Origin of the sequence: Chryseobacterium sp. 2TAF14 (genome assembly GCF_052115105.1) — a bacterium.
GTDB lineage: Bacteria > Bacteroidota > Bacteroidia > Flavobacteriales > Weeksellaceae > Chryseobacterium.
Genome location: NZ_JBFRGA010000232.1, coordinates 1 through 3,623, shown reverse-complemented (window position 1 = coordinate 3,623; position 3,623 = coordinate 1). Strand labels below are relative to the sequence as shown.

Below are 3,623 nucleotides of genomic sequence, written 5' to 3'. Positions count from 1 at the left end.
GGATTGGTCGGGATCACATAGATTTCGCCAATAGAATGGTTGAAGTTATCTGCAGAAACCGCTCCGGAATTAATACCTCCAATCACAGACTGGGCAAAACCGAAAAGCGGGACAACAAATAACAAGAGACTAATTTTTTTTCTCATCGCTATTTAATTAAGTGTGCTAATATAAAAAAATTCACTTATATGAGTGTAATTTTTTTATTTCCAATTTAAGAATTATTTAACCTTTATTTCAGCTTAAATCGGCTGAATTTTAAATAAATTTGATAAACTTTTTTAAAAAATAAATTATGTCTACAATTACATTTAAAGGAAACCCGATAAATACGATAGGAAGCCTTCCGGAAGTTGGAAAAGAAGCTCAGGAATTTACAATGGTTTCAGGAGATTTATCTGAAAAAAACCTTGCTGATTACACAGGTAAAAGAGTAGTTTTAAATATCTTCCCAAGTATTGATACGGGGATTTGTGCGGCTTCTGCTAGAAAATTCAACGAAGAAGCTTCTACTCTTGACAATACGGTTGTCATTAATGTTTCGAGAGATTTACCATTTGCTTTGTCTAGATTTTGTGCTGCTGAAGGTTTAAAGAATGTTGAAACGTTATCAGATTTCAGAGGAAATTTTGGGGAAGATTACGGTGTAACACTTGCAGATTCGCCATTGAAAGGACTTTTGAGCAGAGCTGTTGTTGTTTTGGATGAAAAGGCTAAAGTAATCTACACAGAGCAGGTTCCGGAAATCGGGCAAGAGCCTAATTATGAGGCTGCTATCGCTTCTTTGAAATAAATAAAAATATTTCTCGCAAATTTGAATCATTCTGTTGTTTAACAGAATGATTTTTTTATTTTTGTGCATCAACGCAATAACCAGCCATTGAAAAATAAATTTACTTCTTTTAGCTTTATCAGTCTTTTATTTTTCGGAACAATAGTTTTGAAAGCACAAGATTCTAAAGAGATTTTTGATCTGAAGAAAAAATTATCTTTAACCAAAACGGATAATGAAAAAGTAAAAATATACAGTGACCTGGGAAATTTGTATTCGGATGCCAGAAATATAGATAGTGCTATTCATTATTCTCAGATTTCGCTTCCTGTTTATAAAAAAATCAATGATGTAGAACAGATCGGAAGAGCCAATTTGTTTATCGGCAATATGTATCTCACAAAAAATGATCTAAGTGAAGGATTAAAATACTTGCTGGAGGCAGAAAAATACCTTCACAAAACTCAGAATTATGAGAAAAGGGCGATGCTCAATCTTTTAATGGCAAGAATTAATACTGTTTATAAAAAAAACGATGCTTCGGCTAAATATTTTAATGAGATTTTAAAATATTACCATGATAAAAGGGTTTTCGACAAAAGATTTGTCATGTATTCTTATCAGGGACTTTACATTAACTATTTTGTACAGCAGGATTTTGTAAAAGGATTTGCTTCTCTTAAAACTTACATCGATTTTGTTGAAAAATATTATCCTGAAAATCTGTATTTAGCTTATAAAGATGCAGGAACTTTCTTCTTAACGAGTAGAGACAATAAAAAATCACTTTATTATTTTCAGAAAGCTTATGAAGTTGCCAAAAAAAATAAAGACCAGGCTCAGATTGCCGATTCAGGAGTGTCGCTTTCCATGGTTTATGGTGAAACCAACCAGTTGGATTTAGCTAAAAAACATCTGAATGATGCTAAAGATTATTACGAATCTCAGAATAACAAAGGCGGTCTTGCTTCAGTATTTTATTATTTATCTGATACCTATTCTAAAGAAAAAGATTATATAAAAGCTCAGGAATTTGCCTCAAAATGCGTGAAAATGAGTTCTGAAAGCGATCCGCTTTATCCCTATTACAAAAATCACAAAGGGAATATAGAATTAAAGCAGATTATGGAAGACAGTCTTGGTCTTAAAAATAATCAGTCGAAACTCTCTGAACTCAGTAAATTGGTTGCTGAACAAAGAAAAAGTCTCAATCATTTTACTGAAATGAATACAGTCGTTTCGCCAGAACTGTTCATTCAAAACTACGAAGTTTTACACCGTGCTTATGCTTTTCTTGGGGATTATCCTCAATCTTATTCTTATTTGAAAAAAATGCATGATAAGAAAGAAGAAACGTATGGATTGAATAAAATGAAAGAGTTCTCGTCATTACAATCTGAAACGGAAGTTGCCAATGAAAGAGCCAAAGTAAAATTAGAAGAAGAAACCAAACGCATCCAGCTTCAGAAAGAGATCGAATTAAAAGCACTTCGTTTTGAATACGAAAAAAAGCAGGCGACCGCAAAAACGGAAGAGGAAAGAAAAAGACTGGCTCTTGAAGAAGATTTAAAACGAAAAGAAATTCAGATTAAATTTGATGAAGAGCAAAAAGCGGTCGCATTAAAGTACAATCAGGAAAAAAATATTGCAAAAATCAATCAGGAAAAAAAAGATGCCATTGCAAAAGCAGATTTAGAAAGTTCTAAAACTCAAAAAAATATGTGGGCAATTGGAGCGGGTTTATCTTTATTATTATTAGGTTTTGCGGGATTTTCGTACAATCAAAAACGAAAAGACAATAAGAGAATTGCGGAGGAAAAACAAAAATCTGATGATCTGCTGCTCAATATTCTTCCGTATGAAGTTGCTGAAGAGCTAAAAGAAAAAGGTAAAACCAACGCCAAACATTTCGATGAAGTTTCTGTTTTGTTTACCGATTTTGTCAACTTTACAGCAAATTCCGAAAGAATTGGTGTTCAGGAAGTTTTGAATGAGCTAAATATTTGCTTCACCGAATTCGACAGAATTATGGAGAAATATAATTTAGAAAAGATAAAAACCATTGGTGATGCTTATCTTGCGGTGAGCGGATTGCCGGTTTCCAATGAGCAGCACGCCAAAAATGCGGTGAATGCCAGTTTGGAAATTCTTTCTTATATTCAGCAAAGAAAAAAACAAAACCCGAATGCTTTAGATATCAGAATCGGAATTCATTCCGGACCTGTGATTGCCGGAATTGTTGGCGTGAAAAAATTTGCTTACGATATTTGGGGCGATACGGTAAATACGGCTGCAAGAATGGAGCAAAACAGCTCGTCAGGAAAAGTAAATGTTTCTGAAGCAACCTATCAATTAATAAAAGAAGACTTTGCTTTTGAGCATCGCGGAAAAATAGAAACCAAAGGTAAAGGCGCAATGGAGATGTATTTTGTTAACCCAACCTAAATTTTATCAGTGTGAAAAAAAATCTACTCCTTAAATTTTTATTTTCAGTACTTGTAGTTTTACAAACATTTTGTTTTGCTCAAAACTCTCGTGAAAAGCCACAGACTTTTACGACCAAACAAATAAAAGATGGTATTTCGCTTGAAGAAGAGGCTAGGTTTTCTGAAAATGATAATCCCGCCTTTGCTTCACCAGTTTTTGATGATGCGAAATGGAAACACATCAACTTTAGCTCTAAGAAAACTTATCATAAAGACCAGCCGTACTGGATTCGGTATTATTTTAAAATAGATTCTGCATCGGTGAACGAATCTTTGTGTTTCAATATCAGTCAGCTTGGTGCTTCAGAAATTTATTTAAACGGAAAAAAAATCGAAAGCATCGGTAAAATAGGGAATGCAAAAAC

Annotated in this window: 3 protein-coding genes; all 3 read left to right on the top strand. The window is 33.5% G+C overall.

Annotation, left to right across the window (positions count from 1 at the left end; genetic code table 11):
- The first annotated feature begins 295 nt into the window (after window positions 1–295).
- Window positions 296–793: a thiol peroxidase gene (gene tpx / locus AB4Y90_RS16560; RefSeq protein WP_441558676.1), complete on the top strand. Its 498-nt coding sequence runs from the start codon at window positions 296–298 to the stop codon at window positions 791–793.
- Between the two features lie 87 nt (window positions 794–880).
- Window positions 881–3,217, top strand: a complete 2,337-nt coding sequence (locus tag AB4Y90_RS16555) for an adenylate/guanylate cyclase domain-containing protein (RefSeq protein ID WP_441558675.1) — start codon at window positions 881–883, stop codon at window positions 3,215–3,217.
- A gap of 11 nt (window positions 3,218–3,228) precedes the next feature.
- The coding region (locus AB4Y90_RS16550) for a hypothetical protein (RefSeq protein WP_441558674.1) at window positions 3,229–3,623 on the top strand (395 nt) is incomplete at its 3' end.

What these genes read in the sequence shown, in the direction of transcription:
- tpx (WP_441558676.1), top strand. Translation starts at nt 296, where the DNA reads ATGTCTACAATTACATTTAAAGGAAACCCGATAAATACGATAGGAAGC.